General features: G+C 53.3%; 22 protein-coding genes and 4 pseudogenes. 12 read left to right on the top strand and 14 right to left on the bottom strand.

Going from position 1 to position 21,403, the window contains the following annotated elements; translation table 11 throughout:
- The first annotated feature begins 13 nt into the window (after positions 1-13).
- The 7 genes and pseudogenes from BW974_RS25945 to BW974_RS25050 all read left to right on the top strand — a co-directional run.
- On the top strand, positions 14-166 hold the full coding sequence (locus BW974_RS25945) for a DUF7512 family protein (RefSeq protein ID WP_175609776.1): 153 nt from the start codon (positions 14-16) through the stop codon (positions 164-166).
- The gene (locus BW974_RS21355) at positions 166-1,170 is read left to right on the top strand and encodes a sulfite exporter TauE/SafE family protein (RefSeq protein ID WP_175609775.1); all 1,005 of its coding nucleotides are present in this window, start codon (positions 166-168) and stop codon (positions 1,168-1,170) included. The genes BW974_RS25945 and BW974_RS21355 overlap by 1 nt, the downstream gene beginning before the upstream one ends.
- A gap of 393 nt (positions 1,171-1,563) precedes the next feature.
- On the top strand, positions 1,564-2,685 hold the full coding sequence (locus BW974_RS21350) for an MBL fold metallo-hydrolase (protein WP_076432810.1): 1,122 nt from the start codon (positions 1,564-1,566) through the stop codon (positions 2,683-2,685).
- Positions 2,686-2,705: 20 nt separating this feature from the next.
- Complete coding sequence (locus BW974_RS21345; RefSeq protein WP_076432808.1) at positions 2,706-3,989, top strand: MFS transporter; 1,284 nt, start codon at positions 2,706-2,708, stop codon at positions 3,987-3,989.
- Between the two features lie 135 nt (positions 3,990-4,124).
- On the top strand, positions 4,125-4,529 hold the full coding sequence (locus BW974_RS21340; RefSeq protein WP_076432806.1) for a helix-turn-helix domain-containing protein: 405 nt from the start codon (positions 4,125-4,127) through the stop codon (positions 4,527-4,529).
- Between the two features lie 237 nt (positions 4,530-4,766).
- Entirely contained in the window at positions 4,767-5,126 is a 360-nt protein-coding gene (gene trxA, locus BW974_RS21335; protein WP_076432804.1) for a thioredoxin, read from the top strand.
- Positions 5,123-5,233, top strand: a pseudogene (locus tag BW974_RS25050) (FAD-binding protein); the annotation flags it as partial. The gene trxA and the pseudogene BW974_RS25050, both read left to right, overlap by 4 nt.
- Positions 5,234-6,095: 862 nt before the next feature.
- Here the strand turns inward: BW974_RS25050 and BW974_RS21330 are convergent.
- The 6 genes and pseudogenes from BW974_RS21330 to BW974_RS21305 form a co-directional block, all read right to left on the bottom strand.
- On the bottom strand, positions 6,096-6,815 hold the full coding sequence (locus BW974_RS21330) for a metal-dependent transcriptional regulator (RefSeq protein ID WP_084186437.1): 720 nt from the start codon (positions 6,813-6,815) through the stop codon (positions 6,096-6,098).
- Positions 6,816-6,880: 65 nt separating this feature from the next.
- Positions 6,881-7,891 carry a metal ABC transporter permease gene (locus BW974_RS21325; RefSeq protein WP_076432802.1) on the bottom strand — a complete coding sequence of 337 codons (1,011 nt, stop codon included), beginning with the start codon at positions 7,889-7,891 and terminating at the stop codon, positions 6,881-6,883.
- Positions 7,888-8,676: a metal ABC transporter ATP-binding protein gene (locus tag BW974_RS21320; RefSeq protein WP_076432800.1), complete on the bottom strand. Its 789-nt coding sequence runs from the start codon at positions 8,674-8,676 to the stop codon at positions 7,888-7,890. Before BW974_RS21320 ends, BW974_RS21325 begins: the two co-directional genes overlap by 4 nt.
- Positions 8,673-9,767, bottom strand: a complete 1,095-nt coding sequence (locus BW974_RS21315; RefSeq protein ID WP_076432798.1) for a metal ABC transporter substrate-binding protein — start codon at positions 9,765-9,767, stop codon at positions 8,673-8,675. Before BW974_RS21315 ends, BW974_RS21320 begins: the two co-directional genes overlap by 4 nt.
- 553 nt (positions 9,768-10,320) lie before the next feature.
- Positions 10,321-10,773, bottom strand: a pseudogene (locus tag BW974_RS21310) (transposase); the annotation flags it as partial.
- Between the two features lie 270 nt (positions 10,774-11,043).
- Positions 11,044-12,606 (bottom strand): Na+/H+ antiporter NhaC family protein, encoded by a 1,563-nt coding sequence (locus BW974_RS21305; protein ID WP_076433214.1) that lies wholly within the window; start codon positions 12,604-12,606, stop codon positions 11,044-11,046.
- A gap of 261 nt (positions 12,607-12,867) precedes the next feature.
- Here BW974_RS21305 and BW974_RS25045 point away from each other — a divergent pair, with 261 nt between their 5' ends.
- Positions 12,868-13,227: a peptide MFS transporter gene (locus BW974_RS25045; RefSeq protein ID WP_139328977.1), complete on the top strand. Its 360-nt coding sequence runs from the start codon at positions 12,868-12,870 to the stop codon at positions 13,225-13,227.
- Positions 13,228-13,463: 236 nt separating this feature from the next.
- Positions 13,464-14,114, top strand: coding sequence for a hypothetical protein (locus tag BW974_RS21295; RefSeq protein WP_245800239.1), 651 nt, complete (start codon positions 13,464-13,466; stop codon positions 14,112-14,114).
- Positions 14,115-15,019: 905 nt separating this feature from the next.
- On the opposite strand, the pseudogene BW974_RS21285 reads toward BW974_RS21295, so the two are convergent.
- Positions 15,020-16,234: pseudogene (locus BW974_RS21285) on the bottom strand (orc1/cdc6 family replication initiation protein).
- Between the two features lie 293 nt (positions 16,235-16,527).
- Here BW974_RS21285 and BW974_RS21280 point away from each other — a divergent pair.
- The 3 genes and pseudogenes from BW974_RS21280 (at position 16,528) to BW974_RS21275 (ending at position 17,622) form a co-directional block, all read left to right on the top strand.
- Positions 16,528-16,746: a hypothetical protein gene (locus BW974_RS21280; protein WP_076432790.1), complete on the top strand. Its 219-nt coding sequence runs from the start codon at positions 16,528-16,530 to the stop codon at positions 16,744-16,746.
- Between the two features lie 366 nt (positions 16,747-17,112).
- Positions 17,113-17,250 (top strand): annotated as a pseudogene (locus BW974_RS27485) (cell division control protein Cdc6); the annotation flags it as partial.
- Between the two features lie 33 nt (positions 17,251-17,283).
- A complete protein-coding gene (locus BW974_RS21275) occupies positions 17,284-17,622 on the top strand; it encodes a hypothetical protein (RefSeq protein ID WP_175609774.1) in 339 nt (112 codons plus the stop codon).
- Positions 17,623-17,643: 21 nt separating this feature from the next.
- Here BW974_RS21275 and BW974_RS21270 read toward each other — a convergent pair whose 3' ends face one another.
- The 7 genes from BW974_RS21270 to BW974_RS21240 form a co-directional block, all read right to left on the bottom strand.
- Positions 17,644-18,258, bottom strand: a complete 615-nt coding sequence (locus BW974_RS21270) for a DUF8160 family protein (protein ID WP_076432786.1) — start codon at positions 18,256-18,258, stop codon at positions 17,644-17,646.
- A complete protein-coding gene (locus BW974_RS21265) occupies positions 18,255-19,040 on the bottom strand; it encodes a ParA family protein (RefSeq protein WP_076432784.1) in 786 nt (261 codons plus the stop codon). The genes BW974_RS21270 and BW974_RS21265 overlap by 4 nt, the downstream gene beginning before the upstream one ends.
- 198 nt (positions 19,041-19,238) lie before the next feature.
- The gene (locus BW974_RS21260) at positions 19,239-19,469 is read right to left on the bottom strand and encodes a DUF7317 family protein (protein ID WP_076433212.1); all 231 of its coding nucleotides are present in this window, start codon (positions 19,467-19,469) and stop codon (positions 19,239-19,241) included.
- Positions 19,470-19,559: 90 nt separating this feature from the next.
- Positions 19,560-19,874: an HVO_A0114 family putative DNA-binding protein gene (locus BW974_RS21255; RefSeq protein WP_245800238.1), complete on the bottom strand. Its 315-nt coding sequence runs from the start codon at positions 19,872-19,874 to the stop codon at positions 19,560-19,562.
- A 96-nt stretch (positions 19,875-19,970) separates the two neighbouring features.
- The gene (locus tag BW974_RS21250; protein WP_245800237.1) at positions 19,971-20,312 is read right to left on the bottom strand and encodes a type II toxin-antitoxin system VapC family toxin; all 342 of its coding nucleotides are present in this window, start codon (positions 20,310-20,312) and stop codon (positions 19,971-19,973) included.
- 6 nt (positions 20,313-20,318) lie between these two features.
- Positions 20,319-20,522 (bottom strand): hypothetical protein, encoded by a 204-nt coding sequence (locus BW974_RS21245; RefSeq protein WP_076432782.1) that lies wholly within the window; start codon positions 20,520-20,522, stop codon positions 20,319-20,321.
- Between the two features lie 177 nt (positions 20,523-20,699).
- Complete coding sequence (locus tag BW974_RS21240; RefSeq protein ID WP_076432779.1) at positions 20,700-21,119, bottom strand: hypothetical protein; 420 nt, start codon at positions 21,117-21,119, stop codon at positions 20,700-20,702.
- Positions 21,120-21,403 lie beyond the last annotated feature (284 nt).

Raw genomic sequence — 21,403 nt, 5'->3', positions numbered from 1 at the left:
TGGGTGAAATAAAATGTTCGGACTCGAAACGCTGAGCAGTTCCGTACAGGCAGTTGTCACAGTGGGACTCGTCCTCACAGAGGCGATCACGCTGTACGTCGGCTACGGTATATTCAGTAGCGTTGCCGGTGAGACCGTCCTCGAAATGATCGGAGGTGACCAGTGATGGAGATTTTCGGGATAAGCCTCATACTGATTAGCGTGTTCGTCGGGTTTGGCTTACTCATCGGAACCCTATTCGGATTCTTCGGAATGGGCGGGTCATTCCTTGTCACGCCCGCACTACTCGTAATGGGCTATCCATCGACGGTCGCGATCGGGAGCGGCTTGGCGTTCGTTTTCGGGACGAGCGTCATCGGCGCACTCCGTCACCGCGACCACGGACAGGTCGACTACAAACTCGCAGCCATCATGACGGTCGCTATGACGATTGGTATAGAAGGCGGGAAACGCGTCGTCTTCTATCTCGAGGCGACCGGGATGTCTGACCTCATCATCAGCATTGCATACGTCGGCCTCCTCGCCCTCGTTGGCTTACTCACCCTGCGCGACGCATGGTCGAACGAGGAGGATGCCGACGAGATGGATAGCTTCGAACTCGCTAACCGTGTCCAGTCTATCCACATCCCACCGATGGTGACACTACGCGGTGACATTCGCGTGTCCGCGACGATCATCTTCGCGATTGGGCTCATCATCGGCGTGTTGTCCGGATTCCTCGGCGTTGGTGGTGGCTTCCTGCTGATGCCAGCGATGATGTACGGCCTCGGGGTTCCTGCCGCAATCGCTGTCGGTACGGACATCCTCCAAATCACGATCTCCGGTGCGTTCGGTGCGTTTGTCTATGCGCGGGCCGGGTCGGTGGCGTTACCCGTCGTCGGTGCACTGCTCGCAGGGAGCGCGCTCGGTGCACGTGTCGGCGCAGGGGCGACTAAACTCGTCAATGAGGATGAAATCAAGGGGTACTTTGCCGCAATGCTACTCGCCGGAAGTATCGCCGTCGCTGCAAAGAAACTCGGAACGGCGTATGGAATCGAGGTGCTCAATACGGTAAGTATCGTGCTCATTTTCGGTGCGGCGATTCTCGTCAGTGGAGCAGTCGTCCTCGCGGCTATCTGTCAACTCCGAGGCGATGGCACTGGACGGTGGTGTCAGCTGACGACGACGTGAACCGCCTTGACGTTCAATTCCGGGCACTCAGCCCGTTCAGTCTGCTCAGTGCCGCTCCACATTCAGCGATCGGCTCTCCACCCCGAACACGAGACCACATAGGAATCGCTCCCTAGAACGGTACTGTATACCAATTAGATGCGTTTTCGGTCTATCCACCTTTGTGGCAGTGATGACACTTCAACTATTGCATTTAATGATGTACACATTGTGAAATATCCCTAAGTCGCCAAATACGCTATGTATGTTTCGAGCCATATCACAATACCTTCTGAGAACCCATATATGGGCGGTAGAGATGTTTTGAGTAGACATATGGAAAGGAAGACATTGAGTGACTCTCGCTTGAATCCAACGGATATAAGAACGCCGAGCCATGTAGTAGTGTATGTAATGAGCAATACTAACTATGCTCCGTCGGAAGTCGCACGGCAAGTGCAGAACGATGCCGAGGATCTTTTCGTCCTCGACGTCCGTCGAGAGGAGGACTACGAGGAGTGGCAGATTCCGGATAGTACGAACCTGCCGATTTACGACGAACTCCTCGAGTACGACTACTCTACGCTCGAAGCGAACCTCGACGAGCTCCCCGAGGACGAGGAAATCGCCGTTGTCTGTGTCGCTGGCGTCACGTCAGCACGCGCCGCCGATTTCCTCCGCGAACACGGTTACGACGCCGAATCTATCGACAACGGAATGAATGGCTGGGGACGCGTCCATCGCCAATACGGTATCGACGCGGCCGACGATGTCACTCAATTCGTCCGCCCCGGGACGGGCTGTATCTCGTACCTCGCCCACGACGACGGCGAGGCCGTCGTCGTCGACCCGACACAATACATCGACGAGTATCTGCAGGCGGCCGACGAACGCAACCTCGACATCGTCGGCGTCGCGGACACGCACGCCCACGCAGACCACGTTTCCGGTGCGCGCCGTCTCGCAGGCGAAATCGACGTCCCCTACTACCTCCATGAGGAAGACACCGGCGAACTGGACCGCGTAACCGAGATTGCGGACGGTGACACTATCCAAGTCGGTGACCGCGAACTCGATGTCCATCACACCCCAGGCCATACGCCTGGCAGTGTTTCCTTCGAATACGGCGACATCCTCCTCTCTGGGGACACGCTGTTCCTCCGGAGTGTCGGTCGCCCCGACTTGGAGGACAGCTCCGAGGACGCCGTCCGTGCAGCTGCGAGCCAACTGTTCGACAGTCTGACCGACCTTACTAACCTCGACGACGAGACAGTCGTCCTGCCGGGACACTTCAGCGACGAGGAAATGCGACCGCTCGCAACGCAACTCGGTGAACTCCAAGCAGAATCGACCAACGAGCACCTCAGCTACGTCAATGATGACGATGAGGACTCGTTCGTCGAGACCATCGTCGAAAGTCTCACGGACGAACCCGCGAACTACAACCAGATAAAACAGATCAACTGGGGAAAAGAACAGCCTGACGGTGACGTCGAGTCACTGGAGCTCGGCCCCAACAACTGCGCCGCGAACTAACGACTTCGGACGTTTCTAGTATGTCATGCACGCAGGGTATCCGACAAAACTGGTCGCAATTTGCGCTCCAGTTGGTTACCGTGTTCGCCGTCGGGTTGACCATCGGAGCCGAACGAAACGTCGTGCCGGTTCTCGGGCGGGACGTTCTCGGTGTCGAATCGATGCTCGTCATCGGATCGTTCGTGGTCAGCTTCGGCTTCGTCAAGGCCCTGCTCAACCTCTACGGTGGGAAGTGGTCCGAATCGTACGGTCGTAAACCGATCCTCATCGCCGGGTGGCTCGTCGCACTGCCGATTCCCGTTATCCTTATCTACGCACCGAACTGGTGGTGGATCTCGATTGGCAATGTACTGCTTGGAATAAATCAGGGGCTGGCGTGGAGCATGAGCGTGAATGCGAAAATCGACCTCGCCGGAAGTGAGGCACGCAGCTTCGCTGTCGGGCTCGACGAAGCCTTCGGATACGGCGGCGTCGCCGTTGGGACGTGGGTCACGGGTGTCATCGCCGCACAGTACGGACTCCGTCCTACACCGTTCTACTTCCTCGCAGGGGTCATCATAATCGCATTCATTGTTTCGATCTTCTTGGTCGAAGAGACACTCCCCTATGCGGAAAGCGAAGCCGAAAGCAAGGCCGATGATGCAGCTGCCGAGCTATCGTTTCGGTCGATACTGAAACGCGTGACGTGGGGCGACAAGACGTTGTTCGCGGCGTCTCAGGCGGGAAGTGTTGAGAAGTTTGTCGATGCGCTCGTCTGGATCGCGTACCCACTCTACCTAACGACTGCCGGATTGACGATCGGGGAAGTTGGAATCGTCGTCGGTGTCTATGGCGGTGTCTGGGGTATTTTCCAACTCTATACCGGGAAACTGGCGGACGACGTAGGGCGACGGTCCCCCGTCATCATCGGGATGTTCGTCGCTGGAATTGGTGTGCTTTCGACGGTATTAGTCGAGGGCTACTGGTTCTGGCTCTTAACCGCTGGTGTGACAGGCGTTGGGATGGCACTGCTTTACCCGAATTTGATTACGGTCGTTGGCGACGCTGCCCATCCGTCATGGCGGGCGACCAGTCTCGGTGTGTATCGAATGTGGCGCGACGCAGGCTACGGATTCGGTGCAATTCTCATCGGCGTGACGGCGGATTTCGTCTCGATTCAGGCTGCGTTCTACGGTGTCGCCGCCGCTATGTTTGTGTCTGGCGGTATTGCGTTTGCTTGGATGCAGGAAACCCATCCCGAACGCAGTGTGAGGCGCATTAAAACCCAAACTACGAGTTCGATAGGCGAAGACCAAAAGCCGTGATGAGATGAGCACATCGTTCGAACCGACACGAAATCACGGAACCCATCGTCAACGGTGCAAATGAAAATGGCGTAGAATTGTGTAACTCATACACAATTCTTTTAACAGTGCAACCCCAACCTAGAGGTGATACCAATGCCGAATTCGATGTCCGAACAACTTCAACAGGACATGGAGTGTGAGGGGCTATTTGACTGTTTTCACGGTCTCAAGGAACTCGATACAGAGTGCTTCCAGGTTCTCGTGGACGCGGAGGAGCCACTAACGATTGATGAGATCGCCGAGGGGGTTGAACGGGAACGCTCGACTGCCTACCGCGCTGTCCAGCGCCTGCTTCAAACCGGGATTATCCAGAAAGAACAGGTGAACTACGACCATGGCGGCTACTATCATGTCTACTCACAGACTGGTTCCGTGGAGATTACCAGGGACATGCGGCGGATGCTCAACGAATGGTACGCTAAGATGGGACAGCTTATCCAAGAGTTCGAAACGAAATACGAACAACACGACGCTGTTGCCCAATCGGTTGAAGGCTAACTACCATCGTGGGCTTGGACACTAATCCTCTCTGATCGTCTCTGTATAAACATATTTCAGCTCGGATGAAACGTTCGATATAACCAATTCTATTGATTATAGAGCATTGTCTCTCCATCTATCTCCGTTGATTTCCCTTTTCTATAATATATATCATATTTCTCGGAAGACTCGGCTAAATAGTATTGTGCACTACTCCCAAAACTCTTAACTACTAGCGGTGGCTATCAGTAGGTGATGACAGTTGAGACTACTTCCGATACAGATAGGACTACGCCGAGTGAATCACGGCACGTCGACGGCCAGTCTGAGTTGGACGGGTTCGTCGCGGACAACGATATTGTCCTCGCGGACTTCTACGCAGACTGGTGTGGGCCATGCCAAATGCTCGAACCCGTCGTCGAAACAATCGCCGCCGAGACGGCCGCCACCGTCGCGAAAATCGACGTTGACGCTAACCCGCAGCTCGCTGCTGCCTACGGCGTCCGGGGCGTCCCGACGCTCATTCTGTTTACTGACGGCGAGCAGGTCGAGAAGGTTGTTGGCGTCCAGAGCGAAGATCAGCTCCGGTCGCTGATCGGGGATTACACCGAATAAATGGCGAGGACATCCGAGACATCGTCATCGCTGGATCCGGCGTTGCCGGACTCTCGGCGGCCGTGTATGCAGCGCGTGCCGACCTCAGTCCCCTCGTCCTTGAAGGTAATTGCACGTTGTGATCCCGAAGCTCAAAGACGCAGGGTTCACAAGTGGAATCGTGACGCGAGCAAGATACGGAAAGGGCCGCAGTTTGATGAAATTCTCCCGCTCTTACAGTTGATGCACAGCTATGGTGACGAGCTGCCTGACGCTTGGATATAGGATTGGCGAGCCGATCGGCTTGTTCAATCGATATGACAAACAATTCTACCAGAGGTTGGTTAGTGTTTTACATTAAGATAGATTGGAGCAGAGATGCGGAGAACAAGCCGATTGCTGGCGAAGACGGGTCTCATGCTTTGCAGACAGCGGCGACTTGCCCAGATCCACTTCCGCTTACGATTATATGCAGAAGTGGCCACCCTAAAACCGAATCCGACAAAATCGCGGACTACAGCCGCTCAGGCTCCTGTGATGCATTTTATAAAGTTCATTTCGCTATATGAAATGTAAACCCTTGGAAGATGAGACTACACAGGTAATAGCAGCCCCAGAATGCACTATTTGGGACAATCATCTCTCTACAAACGTCGCAAACCGAACCACAGACGCCGTCTCTAATCACTCATCTAACCATTAGACGAATCAACAACGATTCGAACCAGAGCCGCCGCTGCTCACCGGCGTTCATGGCTCTGAAGCAGGGTTCCTAGCCGATTCCAGTCTTCTTCATCTCCAGCACATACTAGCTGTCGAACTCACGATTCGCTCTCAGGGCCCTCGCGGTGCTCTCGTCGTTCCAGCACTCAAGCATCGGTTCCAAAGTGACGGTGAACGGTTCTTGGGTGGACATAACATCCGTCTCCGAGAACTGTTCGCTCTTTGCCTAGGCAGTGCCAGCGTTCCCATGCTATCACTGGCCACGGATTATGAGTCATCCAGCGGTGTGACCAGTATCTGTGAGGCGAGTTTTTGTGGAAGACTCGTCTGTTCACCGACGTCCCCGATAGTAACGACCACCATTCCAATTGGCGTGATTTCATCGAGGTAAAGGCGTTCAGTCGGTTCCAACCCGATCGAAACGAGATATTCCAGCACCTCGTCGTTTTGTGTCAGAATCCGTGTCACTTCTACACTTGCCGACTCTTCGACCTCGACCAGCGAAGTAACGTCTTCTGATTGGGGAAGGTCTAGGTTGCTGTCGGGTATCGGATCGCCGTGCGGATCGACCTCCGGCATATCGAGTTTCTGTTCGATTGCTCGACAAAAACGGGGACTGAAGTGATGTTCCAAGATATCGGCTTCGGCGTCGACTTCACTGATCGTGTATTCAAACAACTCCGAGAGCATCGTCTCGGCGAGTCGGTGTCTGCGGATCACTTGTAGTGCGAGTTCTTCACCCTCGGTCGTGAGACGAATCGGACGATACCGTTCTCGGTCGATCAGCCCCCGATTTGAGAGCGTACTGAGCATACTCGTCACTGATGCTTGAGTGACGTCCAACCGCTCGGCAATCTCCGAGTTGGAGACTCGGCCGTCGGCTTCCTTTTCAAGCCGGTAGATACGACGGAGATAATCCTCCATCTTTGGCGTGGCTGCTGGCGACGACTCGGGCGTGTCCGGGGGGTCAGAATCGGCGGAACTCATTTAGTTTAGTTATCATTGAATGGTCAATTTTCGCACTATTTCACTTTCTGGTCGGGGAGCAGTCGTCAGTCCCCACTCGATTCGGTTTCACCGATGTCGATGCTCCCCATCTCAGGGGTTGCGTCCTCGCCGAAGGCAGTCTGGAGCTTTCCGAGTACGACGGCGATAACGTAAATCGCAACTGCGACGAGGACGATAACGCCCCCAGCAGTCGCCTCGCCATAGTACGATACTCCAATTCCGAGAATGACGGCCAGTTCGGCAAGCACGACCGACACGAGTAGGGACTCGTTGAAACTCCGGGCGACCTGACTCGCGCCCGCAACGGGGACGACGAGCATAGCGGCGACGAGGATAACACCCATGATCTGCATCGCGCCGACCACGACCATCGCTGTCAGCATCACCATGATTCGATTGTACCAGCTCACCGAGAGGCCCGAGACCGCCGCGGCAGTTTCGTCAAAGGTGACGTACAGCAACTGGTTGCGTGTGAGCCCGACCACGCCGATGATGATACCGAACAGCGCCAGCAGTATTGCTGCGCTCTCGTTCGAGACCGTCGACAAGTTGCCGAAGAGGAACTGATTCACGCCGACAGCAAGTCCACCCGCGTTGATGCTAATCAGTGTCGTCCCTAACGCGAAGCCCGTCGAGAGCACGATGGCCATCGAGACGTCGTTATAGGCGTCGGTCGCCTCCGAAATGAGCTCGATGAACAGGGCCGCAATCATCGCAACGACGACTGCCGTCAGATATGGGGAAACCCCGAGATCGATGACGGCGTTGAGGAACAATCCCACGGCGACGCCAGCGAATCCGGTATGTGCGAGTGCGTCACCGATCAACGCCAGCTGACGGTGAACGAGGAAAGTCCCGATCAGGGGAGCCATCACCCCGATACAGAGCCCAACCAAGATCGCCCGATGCATGAAGCCATACTGGAGCAGTTCCAACCCGGTCACGCCAGCGAGCCAAGACATGAATCCCGACCAGAGCTCCAAGAACCAGTACAGTGGTCCGAAAACGGAATCCAACGGTCCCGCTTGAAGCGGAGTAATAGGTGGGTGGGTCATTGAGAACCACCCAACAGGTTCGCTGTGGTGCCAAAGGCGCGAGCCAAGGCGTCACTCTCGACGAACTCACTGGCTGGCCCGTCGAAGTATATCTCGCGGTTGAGACAGATGACGCGTTCGGCGTGTTTGGTGACCGCGCCCAGGTCGTGTTCGATGAGCAGAACCGTGATACCGTTGCTATTCAGCGAATCCAAGAGGTCGTAGAACGCTTCGACCGATTCCATGTCAACGCCGACGGTCGGTTCGTCGAGCACGAGCAGGTCGGCCTCGCTGGCGAGTGCTCGTGCGATGAACGCTCGCTGGCGCTGGCCGCCAGACAACTGTGTGACACGACGATTGGCGAACGCCGTCATGCCAACCGTGTCGAGCGCCCGGTCTACGATGTCCCAGTCCTCGCTGGAGAGGCGTCCGAAGCCGACATGCGGGAATCGTCCCATCTTCACGACTTCCCGGACGGTGATCGGCATCTCTTTCGAAGCGCTGGCATGCTGGGCGACGTAGCCGATGAGAGAGCCATCGTCGAATTGGTGCGAGGGGTCGCCAAATAGCCTCGCGGCCCCATCGTCCGGTCGGAGCAACCCTAACATCAACTTCATCAGCGTCGATTTCCCGGATCCGTTCGGACCTACGACCGCAGCGTACTCACCGTGGTCGATCCGAAGTGAGATGTCTTCAACGACCGGGGTAGACGTGTACCCAAAGTCAACGTCGGATAGCACGATGACTGGTTCGGCACTGCTCGCCGCCTTCGAAGCCGTGGGAGTTGTAATGTCCAGTGTACTCATTGGAAGTTCATCCACTCGTTGGCCCAGCCGTCGGGTCCGGCCTTTTCGGGCTGTTTGTTGCCAAGTACGACCTCGAACGTGGGCATGTTGATGTTGTAGGCGATCTCCTCGTATCCCCAGTTGTTCTGAACCCAATTTTTCCGGACGCCTGCGTACGGGGTTACAGGGAAGTACCCCTTGACCTGTGTTTCATTGAGTAGTTGCTTCGCGGGTTTCCGCGACTCGAAGACGCCGTTGGCGATGTAGTTGATGTTGTTTTTCTGGATGACTTCCTTCGCCTCGGCGATGTCCGAGGGCTTGACGTCACCACTGGCTGCGAGGTTGGTGACGAGGGGAACCATCTGGACGTCGTATTTGACGCCAATGTACTGGAAGGCGTTGTGGGCAGCCAGCTGTACGACATCCCGCTCAGCTGCATCAAAGATGGCCAGGTAATCCTGATCTATCCGTTCGAGGACATCAGACTTGTACGTCTCGGCATTGTCTCGGAGCGCACTTTCCTGATCGGGCGCGAGTTTGGCGAGCCCATCGGCGATGTTGTCGACCGATTTCTTCGCTCGGTCGGGGTCGAGCCAGAAGTGCGGGTCCTTGCCCTGCTGCTCTCCGACACCTTCCTCTTCAGGGTCTAGAGTTGCCGCGAGATCGACCAGTTCGACGCCCTTTCGGACGTTGATCAACTGCGTGTCGACATTGTCGTCTTTAAGTGTCTGAATCGCTCGGTCGGCCCACGGCTGGAACCCTGGACCGACGTGGAGAAACGCGTCCGCTTCGATGATGTCTTTCGTGACGCTCGCATTCGGCTCCCACCCGTGACCGTGCAATCCGGTTGGGACGAGATTTTTCACTTGGATAGGCGTCCCGTCGACGATTTTCCGTGCGAAGTCGTAGAAACTGAAAAAGGACGCGACTACGACGGCAGAGCCGTCTCCAGACGCACCCTCATTGCCAGAGCCGCTCGTGGGTTTGGTATCATTGCTATCTCCATTGCTCGTGCATCCCGCGAGACCAGTTGCAAGAAGTCCTGCACCGGCAGTAATGGCTCTTCTGCGTGAGAAACTGTACTGCGATTGCGACTGCTTCGTGTCGTCCATCGTCGGCTAGTCACTGATAGGGCAAATAATATAGTAGTTTCTATCAAAACTGCAATTTAGACTAGTCTAATTCTTGGTTTGTCGTAGCTCTCGTCGAAATCTCACTGCCAGCAGCGTGGTTAGTTTCGTGAGAGCAACAGAACCCCCAACTTCGGTCTCAAGATTGTTCTCATTCGTGTTTTCGAAGGTATCTCGACCGATGGACATCTTTGAAGGTGGATTCGTCGCTCACCGCGACGAGTGTTCGGAGTGAGACCGACGATAATGAGGAAGCTAATGATGGGTGACGAGTACTCTAAGCCAGAAAAAGGTTCGAGAGCCGTATGCATTGAGAGAGCTAGTTCCAACTTCTGGCAGGCTTGGAAGTTGCGACTACAGTGTGCTTAGTAGGCCTGTGATGCGTGGTTTCGGACGAGTCAGTACGTAGAAATTGCCTCGGATCGCCTCGCAAACACCCAATCTTGTTGTTTTAATTACTATTTCAAGGATTTCTCGAAAATACTACCAGTGTCGCCACTCGGAAATGCAACGTGCGGTCTGACTGAGTAACTTTCTATCCGATTCCCGTCGCCTTCTTCAGTAGCGTGAGCGTGTTGTCGGCCGTTACCACCGGCGAATGCTGGTACTCACCGGTTAACGCGACTTGCACAAGCAGATCGACCACTCGCCAGATCGAGTACAACAAACAGGCGAATGCGAAGTAGAAAAACCGTAAGACGAAGTTCTTCGACGTTGTTGCGGCCATGAACCGCTTGATAGTCCGATAGCCATTTTCAATCTCCCAACGATAAGCGTACTCGCTGAGATATCTCTCGCCCCCGTTCGACATGAACACCGAGTACTGGCGGTGATCGATGTACTCGGTATCCTCTTTCCGGCGATAGATCAGTGTCGTATTGTGCCACTCGTTGCTACCGAGATGGAGGTTCCGATCGGTCACATACCGGTTCTGATCCCGCTGGTAGAGCCGTTTCGCTTGCGCTTTCTCGCTGGTCTGCAAGCGCTTCACACTGACTCTCAAAAGCCATTTCTAGTTATTATTCTAACTCTTTCGCGGATTGGCGATGGTTTGAACTAGAGCTGCCGCTGCTCACCCAGCGTTCACTGTCTTGATAGTTCTTAGCCGATTCCAGCCGCTTCAACAGCGTGAGACCAAAGTTGCTAATAAAACAGGCGTCTGTTCGTACTCAATAGTTTTAATAATTGTACAATAGATTGATTACATCCTAATAGAATACGAGATGCAACCAAATACGAAATAGAGGATTCGTTCCGGTTAGTCTGACGAAGATCCGAACGCAGTGCCGACACTCAAGTCTGAATGTTGGGAGAGATAGTACGCGGTAACGAAGAGGCCAGTAACACCGATCCCAAGGAGAACAATCGGACCGACGCCGTAGCCGCTCGCGAGGAATAATCCTGTTGCAACGGTACCACAGAGAATTGCATACGGAATCTGCGTGTTCACGTGATCGACATGATCAGCCCCGGCGAACATAGACGAGAGAACCGTCGTGTCGCTAATGGGTGAACAATGATCACCAAACAGCGAGCCGGTGAGGATCGCTCCGATAGCTCCTGGCAGCGGCGCGCCAAGTTGGTACGCAAGGGGAACTGCGACAGGAAACATGATTCCCATCGTTCCCCATGAGGTGCCGATAGAGAACGAAATAATGGCCGCAGCAAGGAACACAACCGCAGGGAGGAGTTCGGGTGTGATGATGCCCTCGGCAACGCTAACGACATAGGGACCGACGCCAAGTGCTTCACTAACTGAGCCAATGGTCCACGCGAGCGAGAGCACGGCCACAGGGAACATCACCATTTTAAATCCCTCGAAGATGGCGTCACTCACGGCTTCAAGTTCGACACGGGCGTGTCCTACGAGAATAGCGAGTAGTAGTGCGCACGCCGAGAAAACACCCCAGAGAATAGCGTCGGCAGTGGCCGCACCCTTCAGCGCTTCGATTGGAACCTTCGCGGGCCACCCACCAGAGTAGAGTAGTCCAAAGCCGGTGACAGCGACAAGTACCACGATGGGCGCCGCGAAGTACCACCAGCGTGAATCCACGTGGTCCGGCGTAACGATGTCCTCCTCGCGCGTTTCAAGGAGGGGGTCAGCATCGTCACTGAGAACCTTTCCATCTTCTTTCGCGCGGCGCTCGGCGCGCTTCATCGGGCCGAAGTCCCAGTCCATCAGAACGAGGATAAACACGAGTACAACAGCAAGTAGACTGTAGAATCTAAACGGGATGCTCTGGAGGAATACCACAAAGGCACTTTGGTCGATACCAAGCGACGTAAACTGCTCTCTGATAAGACCGACTTCAAAGCCGACCCACGTCGAAACGACGGCAACGCTCACGACGGGTGAGGTAGTCGAATCAAGCAAGTATGCGAGCTTCTCGCGACTGATGTCGAACTTGTCGGTGATTGGACGCATCACTGACCCCGTAATCATCGTGCTTGCATAGGAGTCAACGAAAATGAGCATTCCTAGGACGCTCGTTCCCAAGGCAGCCTGTTTTCGCGTCTTGATACGAGCAATGATACGTCTGGCGAGTGCATTCATACCCCCCGAAAGGAAGATCATCCCGAGCATTGCGCCTGAAAGGAAGGTGAAGAGGAGGAGTTTACTATTGAATGATGCAGTCACATTGTCGATGACCAACTGGAGGGAGTGTGCTGCCCCCGCAACGGGATTCCAGCCCATCAATATGGTGGCACCAATCCAGATGCCGGTAAATAATGAGAGGAGTACTTGCCGGCTTACCAGCGTCAAAACGATCGCAAAGAGTGCTGGGAGTAGACTAATGATTCCGTATGTTTCTGTGGGCATAACAAATGTCGTGTTCATAACGATAGAATATAAATGTTCCATTTCAAGTCCAGATCATAAAATGGAAATTTTTAATGAATTTATTCAGCGTGTACAAGTACAGCCTCCCTCTACAGCTTCAGCTTTTCATGTAACTCACCTACACTCCGCTCATCCTCGATCTCGGCGCGCTCCAAATCGGACTCGTGTTCTTCACCTGGGGCTGTTACTAACGTCGAGTCGGCAGTTCTACCCTTCCGCCTGAACCGGCGGTTTGGGACGGTGGAGGCCGCTGGCGGCGCATTCGCGTCGATTACGGCGGGCTATCTCGGTCAAACCTACGGCGATATTGTTCCGTTTGCGCTCGGTGCAGTTGTCATTCTTCTTGATTTCGGCATCCTACTCGGCCGCAGTGAGGGACTCCTGATATTGGTTGGATGTTTTAAATACCGTCGTAACACCGAGACCCCAAAACGAGAGCCCGGCACTCATAAAGAGATACCAAAGCGCAATCCGGAGATTACTCGGAATTGGGAGATCAGCATGGATCCCAAATTGAGGGACAGCTACGAAGGGAAAAACCATCAAGATGCTTGTTTTAGTATCCATTTGTTTCCACACCGAAACATACCGAGAAAGTGACCAGCCAGTGAGTCCCCAGACAGCCGCAATTAGGACGGCTAACTGCACATTCCAGTACCCATCGATGTAGAGGGTGTCATACACACCGATGCATGACAAATCGATCTAACCGACTTCAGACGACGAGGTACGCGGAGCGGGCGAAAAGCGCCAATGCCAGCGGAGTAGGTCGCAGTATGAGGTTTCGCTAGTCGCCGCGACCGCAGACAATACCCGGCGCAATTGGGAGGAGTTCTGTGACCATCCTCATTAATAACCGCGTACCAACTGTTTCCTGCATGCAACGACTGAATGCACTCTTTCGGCCTGTCGAGCGATATGCGGATGCTGTCTCGCCCAAAACCCATGGTATAGTAGCCGTTGTGTCGTTGTGTAGCTTTATCGGGGTGATTGTTCTGGGGTTCGTCCCGGTGACACGCCAGATAGAGATGTCTGGCTATTCCACCTCGGATTTGCAAGACGCGACGAGCCGGGCGGAAGTGGACACGATACTGCAGGCTCTGGAGCCAGTCATGGATCACGTTATGCTCCTGTCGGTCCTCGATTATATCTTTATTCTGGCTGGGTTCTTCCTGTTTTTCTCACTCCATTCGATCATCCTGAACACGCTGGATAGCCACGACAGGCTGGTACTGATACCGAAGATCGGAATGATCCTGACGATCTCCTCTCGGCTCTTCGATTCCCTGGAGAATCTCTGGGTTATCCTGATCTACACAAATCCCGAAGACTACGCGACCGTCCTGATCAGCCTTATGAACGCCTCTGAAACGGTGAAATGGACGCTCGTCAGGGTTGAGTACCCCATGCTTGGACTGGCCATCGTGCTTGTACTGTTGATACGGTTCACCTCACTGTTCGACGGTCATTCGGAACATCTACGGTAGCATCCCAGCAGCATCTCCCCCCGAAATATCCCCACGAAGTTTGAGCCCCACACCGTGAGTGAATGCATTGAGAGAGCCAGTCTCAACTTCTGCACGCACCGGAAGATGAGACGACACCGGCAATAGCGTTGTAGATTACTCCAGAGAGACGATTATGTTTCTGTCTGTGCGATAATCAATCAAATATGGTTCCAGCGTGCTTACGGGAGGCTAAATAAGAATTCCTCACCCATACATAATATTCATTTATCACGTCGTCTTATCGTGAGTATGAATAATTCGTCGACGAAGCATGTAGATCAGACGATCACGATAGGGGCTGCTGTACTACTGGCTGTGACGGGTCTCCCTGCAGTACTTTATTTTACTCTCTCACACTTTGTTGGAACATACACCGCGAATATCGTCGGGTCAATAACTTCGCTATTGGTCGCCCTAGCGGTAATATATGTATTCAGAACAACAGGCGCTTTCTCGGCATAAAATTCGTCACAGTCCAACCACTAGTGAGCTGACTGTCGATTCTGGAGTACTTCGCAATTCTGCCAGTAAATACTTATTAAAATTAACAAGCGATACGAGCTTCTTCTCTATGCATTGAGTGCATCCAGCGAGCGGGTAGCAGCCCTCGAGGCGTTGCTCCAGCGATGCCATCTGTGGTCGATCAAGGCTGCCACCGGGGATGTAATCCATTGACGCCATCACGTTCCAAGTTGTCAAGCGATCCTGTAGTGTCTCACGGTGGCCCCCCTTGCTTCCCATGCAGCGACCATCGACCACCATCCTGCTGATGGGCTCTCGAAAGTTTCCAGAAGACCCCATCGCGTCCAGTGTCTGACGCATGCAAGACACTGGACATGGTGGGGTGTATATATTAGAGACACTGGACACAGCGGGGTGTCGGATTACAGTTGATCACGGAACCGTTGTTGGATTGACTCGGTTTTCCCTACGATGTCGACTGTCTCCTCAAGTGCCTCTAAGAGAAGTTCAGGGCTCGTATCAAGACCATACTCGTAGTATCGGCCACCCGCCTCTCCTTTGTTTCGCTCTGAACGATTTGCGATTCCCAGCATCGCTAATTCACCAAGATGGTCACGCATTCGACGCGGAACAAGCGGGTCAACTGCAGCGCGTTCACAAACCAGCTCCTACTGCGGCTGGACATCACGGGCGCGTGTCGGTGTTTTACTTTCTTCATTTAGCATCAATAGGGCGTAGAGAACGAGTTGACCCTGATGGGTGAGCCCATTGATTCCCTCGACGACACGGCTTTTTTCGAGTGATTCGCGTGCTTCGTCGACGTATGCTTCAGTGAGTTGTTCGGCTTGATGTTCAACCGCGATGTCGCCTGTTTCCATGAGGAGGTCAAGGCTTTGTCGGGCGTCACCTGCGTCTTTTGCACCGTACGCTGCACATTTTGCGATGACAGCGTCCGGAACGACGTTTTCGTGGAAGGCGATGTCGGCTCGTTGGCGGAGAATGTCACGGAGTTCGGATGCTTCGTAGGCAGGGAATTGCAGTTCTTTCTCGCAAAGACTCGATTGGACCTTTGATGAGAGGCTTTCGCGGAATTTGAAGTCGTTCGAAATCCCGATAATGCCAACCTTCGCTTCTGTGAGGTTTCCATTTGCCCGGGCGCGTGGGATTTGATAGAGGATAGAATCGTCGTTGATGTGGTCGATTTCATCGAGAACAATAATGATGGTATCGCCAACCGTGTCGAGTTCGTCCCAGAGCATATCGTAGATTTGGCGTTTAGAGTAGCCTGTTGTGACGTGCTCTGTGGGTGGGCGAAGTTCGTTGATGAGTTGAATTGCGACTTGGTAGCTTGTAGAGAGGTCTTCGCAGTTTGTGCGGATTGTAGTAAGATCGACATTGTATTCCTCGGCGTCTGATTGGAGCTCAGAAAGGAGGTAACCGGTACAGGCGGTTTTGCCGACGCCGGCTTTGCCGTAGAGGAAGATGTTGGAAGGTTGGTCGCCATTGATGACGGGCTGCAGCGCGGAAACGTATTGCTGTAGTTCTTCGTCTCGACCGACGATTTTCTCGGGTTGGTAGTCCTCCCGAAGAATATCTCGGTTCCGATAGATGTTCGTGTCCGGTTCGAACAGCCCCATTGAACCAAACGTTAGCATACGGTATAATAAACCACCGCGTCTACTGTGTCTCGTGTGTCCACTGTCCCGCTTCTTGACCCACCCACACACCCCACTATGTCCAGTGTCTTCAAAGACTAGAATAGGGTGAGGAGTAAAAACTCACCGCTATATTCTAGAATTCACTTCCTAATTTATGCCAAAGTTATCGTTCGGAATCATTGTACACGCGTTGTAATAAGATTTTCCCCATTTCAGAAGTACTCTCGGGAATTGTCCCCGGACATTTCTGCCGAGACACTGGACATAGTGGGGTGTGTGGGTCGTCACTGCCACCACTCGCCCAAGAAGCACTCGACACCCTCGCAAGTTCCGTTTCGGATGACGACTCCTTCACCGAGCAGCAAGCCTATGCCATTCTCGTTGAGGAGCTCGATCTGAATCAGCCTGCAGCCGCGGATATCATCGAACGACTGCATATGCACGGCCATCTCTATGAGGTCGAGGACGGCTTTCGTCTCACCGATAGCTGACCACACGCTGTCTCTTAACGGTCAAAGAAACGACGGATGGTATTGATGTAACGGTGCCATGCAAACCAAGATTACACTGTCGTAATTAACACCCGGAAGTGGAGCGTAATCACGCCAGACCTGTTCACCAACCATTTTCCACCTCGAAAGCTCGGTGAGAAAAGTGAAAGTAATTACACCCCACAGTAGTCGACCGTCCGTTCCGCATCGAAGGGGGGCGCAAGTTGCGCCCCCCTTGTTATCTGTGGAGGAGCACTCCAGAACCGCTTCGGGGCAAGCTTACGCCCCACGTTCTAGGGTTAATTACGACGGTGTAATTATCGCTCTTCCTCACCTCCTTGTTCGAGCGCGGCCCGTGACTGTTTAGACGGTGATACGATTCCATTGTGTTCGGCGTTTTCGGCGCAAGAATCGGGGAGTGCACGACAAGCACTGAAGTTGCTATACAAAGCGGGAGATTTGGCGCGAACGAGAGACGACTCAGAGGTCGGCGAAAGCCACGTTCGCGAAGCTCGAGACCTCATCGAGAAGGGAAAAGTGCAGGACGAACTCGAATCTCTCCCGACGCAAAGCCAGCTGACGTTATTCAGTTTACTCCAGCTCGAGGCAGAAGGCAAAACACCATGCAAACGGTCGGATATCTACGAACGGTACCAACTCGTTGCAAATCTTATCGACACGGATATTGTCTCTGACCGCACGATTCATGACCGTATCAGTCAGCTTCGACTGAAAGGATTCATCAAGCACGATGAGCGGAACGACGGTATCCACGGCGGTAGTTACTATCTGTATAGTCTGGATATTCGGCAGGAGATCGTCGAAAATGCGCTGCAGCAAAGTAACGCTCGGGTTTCCGATCTCTTCGACGCGTGAATGTCTGGAGGTTTTCTTCGACTACTCTTTCACACCGATGTACTCGTCGAGGTTCTCATTGTCGAGTCCAGCTCGGACTAATCCTTCGAGGAAGTCCTTGTGTTTTTCAATACCGCCGTTTCCGTTGACTAGGCTTCGTCCGTTGTACTGATCATAGAGATCGTTGAGTTCTTGCTGAAGGTCGTCTGGCAGGTACATCACGTACTGTGTGCGTTCCCGCGTGCTACCTGTGTGACCCGTATGGCCCGTGGTGTCCGTATCATCAATATCACCCGTATCCTCCGTGTGACCCGTATCACCCGTACCACCAACGTCATTTCTCTCGCCTACTTCATTTTGGCCACTTGTGTGACTTTGATTACCTGGGTTTCCTGTGTGACCTGTGTGACCTGTGTGACCCGTATTATTTGTCTCACTTATGTCATTCGCGTGGCCTGCATCACTCGTATCATCTGTGTTGTTTGTGTTCTCTTTCTCACCCGTATTCTCCGTGTGGCTTCTGTTGTCCGTCTGGTCTTCCTCACCTGTCTCCTCTTCGCCATCCGTATTCTCCGTATCCTCTGTGTTATTTTTCGGCTTGCTTCGCGTGCTAAATCGGTCGCTGAGTTCCTCATTTTTGTCGACTTGCTCAGTCATCTGTAACCCTCCACGTGATCCGCGAGCTGATTGTACCTGTCCTGCAGATCTTCAATCGTTTTTTCTTCGTGTCGCTCACCTTCATACCCAAAAATCGATCTCCCTTGCTGCCATGCTCGTCGAAGGGCAGCCCGATCTGGGATTTCGAAGACGTGTTCTTCACCGAATGCGGTGTTGAACCAGTCGATCATCTCTTTGTTAATATTGTCACGAGTGATCATGTTGACAACCGCCCCCATTGTCACGATATCAATCCCAAACTCGCTCTCGATCGATTCTATTTCGTCGAAGAGCATTTCGAGCGCGTCTTTGCTCGCCTCGTGAGCTTGTGCCGGGAACAACACGTGCTCCGAAGCAATAATTGCATTGTCCGTGAGCGGGCCAAGATTTGGCGGTGAGTCTATGATGATGTAGTCATAGTCGGTATCGAGTTCAGCAAGCATCATCGACAGCCGTTTCTCGGCTCGTCGTTCGAAGTGAAGCTCCTTTTCGAGTTTGAACATTCTAAGATGCGAGGGCAGGACATCGAACTCGTCATACTCAACGACCAACTCATTGACGTCGCTGAAATTGTTTGCATCAAGGAAGACATCATACATCGTGATGTCGTCAACCAGGTATTGATCTCCAAGACCGAGGGATTTTGTTGCGTAGCCCTGAGGATCAGCATCAACCAGTAGCACGTCGTTCCCTCGATCGGCGAGAGCTCCTGAGAGGTTGAGTGCGGTTGTTGTCTTCCCGACGCCGCCCTTTTGCATCGCAATTGAAATTGCAAGTGTCATGTGTATTGTCCGTGTGACACGGGTAATACGGGTGGTACCTGTGTCCTATATTATCCGTGTTCTGCATGGAACTTAGTTCTACGTCAGACATCGGTCAGAAAAACAGGATCCATCGTAGGCACCCCCGTCCTTTAGGGCGGGTGAGGATGTCACTCAACACTGTTGCGTCAAGGAAAGGAGGGCGAGAGAATGGCTTGCTCATTCAATATCGAGTGCAACGTCAACTTCGTCGTCAAGATCGTCTTTGGTTTGTGGACCGAGGCGAAGCTCAACGCCTGCATCCTGGAGGATTTCCTCCATTTCCCAGCGAGTAACACCAGTGCGCTCTGCGGCTTTCCCGAGTGAGATTTCACCGAGAATATAGAGCCCAATCGCCGTCGCGAGCTTTTCTTTATTTTGCATGGTGTGGCTGTGGTGGTCAGTGGTCACGAGATCTGTTTGAATTCTGTACAATCGACAGCACTATTCTTCTGTGAATATTGATCCCTTATAGTTATTGGAAATGTAGACGGGGCGATGTCACACAATCGGCTCAACAACAACGTGTTCGTGCTGCAGATATGGTTTCTTCGCACGCCCATCCGTCTCGAAGCTGACAACGCCATGGCCGGCTAGCGTTTCGAGGTCACGACTCACTTGCCCCTTATCGCGATCGAGTTGTCGTGCAAGATCACGAACTGACGCAACCTCGTTCTCGGCGAGGTATGTAATGAGATCCCGTCGTTTTGGTGTGAGGATTTCAGCCGCGCTCTCGTGGCTCAGGACATGGACGCCTTCCATTCCACCGCGAGCAAGCGCTCGTGCCATCTGTTTTCGGCGGTCACTGGACGTCATCTGTCGTAGGATTGATCGCTGGAAGATCCTTTGATTGTGCAACGTCAACGAGCTTCTTGTCCGCACAAACGAACGTGAGATCTTCGACATTGGTCGCTAGTGCACGTGCAGCCGAGAGTTGAAGGCTGTCGAGTGTTCGAAGATCATCCTCAAGAATGAGCTCAAACGCATAGTCGAACAGCTGTTCGTCCAGGGGAACGATCTGGAAATCTGCGAGGGCTTCGTCGAAAACGCTGCAAGGAGTGAATCTACCTCGTCGCGGGAGATTGAATCTCGGTTCTGCTTTCGACGAAACGCAGAGACGGTTTCGATTACCGCAAGTGAGGTGATGAGTACGTCATTCTCGGCTGGTTCGATTATCGCGTCAACTACGTCTGTCCCCGGTTCGTCATAGTAGCGCTTCACGAGAGCAGAGGTGTCGAAAAAGTAAGACGGCATTTGTAATTAGAGACGTTCGTCGCGGTCTTCAGAGACGAGATCAGAGATGGGTGTACCTTTCGCTATTTGCTCTCGCGCTTTCTTTAGATCATCGGGAGCTTGGTGGTCGGCGAGGAATGCTTTCATCCGGGCTTCGAGCGGTGTGTGCTGCGACTGCTTGAGCAATTCTCGGCCCATATTTTCTAGATTCTTTTTCGCAGCGTCACTCATACCCACTAGTCGTTTCTCAATCGGTATACCGTTTACGTCGATTGCTTGGGAAGAGGACGGAAGCTCTCTTTGAGATACTCCAGTGAACTCTATTTTTGGTGCGTTCTCGAGGATTGTTATCTGTCGTACTCAAAGGGACGTGGTTAGTATAATATACTAACCACTACCCGTTCGCTCTCAGACCTGCTCTTTCCGAATCGTCACGATATCGGCTGCCACTCGTTCGGAGCCCTCCGCTGCAATCACGAGCAGATTCGGCGCTGGGGTGCAGGGCGCTCGATCACCGACGTGAAATCCTGCATCTGCAGCACCGGGGAGTTGCACCTGATACCCATTCCCCGCGATTTGGAGTGAGGCATTTGCAACTCGGTGGATTGAGACCGTATCGAGCGCAGCTGATGTCGCGAGCTCGACGATATTTTCATCAGTGATTCGATCAGTGTCGACGACGAGAAGGAGACCGTCGAATGTGAACACGCGAATGTTAGCAAGACGAGTGGGTTCGTCGTCGGTCTCCTCAATGAGTCCAGCGGCTCGAGCAGGCTTTGTGACCTGGAGAGCCAAGCCATCGCCGGATCGTTTGATTGTGTTGGGCATTGGTGATTAGTATAGTATACTAACCTAAGAAGATTCGTCTTGATAATGCGCTCTCGACTCGGTGTTGTTGGCGAGAAGCGTTTGGGCCGTGAATCCCCTTTCGTGTCTTCAGTTTCACTTCCACTCTGGTTGGCTGAAGTCTTTATCCATGGCGTCCAAAGAATGGAATGCAGTGAGCGTATCTCAGTAAGTGATGTGGGGGCCTTGTGTTCATCCCAAAACCCATCCTCCCTCATATCGCGTGCTCATTCCCCTTATCACAATGAACTAACTAGTGGCACGAA

This window comes from Haladaptatus litoreus, from assembly GCF_900156425.1.
GTDB classification, from domain to species: Archaea; Halobacteriota; Halobacteria; order Halobacteriales; family Haladaptataceae; genus Haladaptatus; species Haladaptatus litoreus.
The sequence above is the reverse complement of the archived record's forward strand: the minus strand, read 5'-3'. Positions and strand labels throughout refer to the sequence as shown.